Genomic DNA, 229 nt, shown 5'->3' on the forward strand with positions numbered 1-229 from the left:
CTGCGCGACAGCCTGGGCATCTCGGCCCTGCCGCACAGCCGCGACCCGCATCCGGACGAACTGGACGATTTCGCCGCCGCCGGCATCGAATCGGTCGAGGACATCCGCAAGCGCTGGGTCGACAGCTTCTACTTCGGCTCGGAATCTGACGACCGCACCGTGGCGGCGGCCTTCAACGACAAGGTCAACCCGCTGGGCGTGAAGATCAACGCCATCTGGTCCTCGGATA

At 65.5% G+C, this 229-nt stretch carries 1 pseudogene; it reads left to right on the forward strand.

Features of this window, described 5'->3' with window-relative positions:
* Nucleotides 1–229, forward strand: a pseudogene (locus tag SB751_RS36060) (amidohydrolase); the annotation flags it as partial.

Source organism: Cupriavidus sp. SIMBA_020 (assembly GCF_046535395.1).
Classification (GTDB): domain Bacteria; phylum Pseudomonadota; class Gammaproteobacteria; order Burkholderiales; family Burkholderiaceae; genus Cupriavidus; species Cupriavidus campinensis.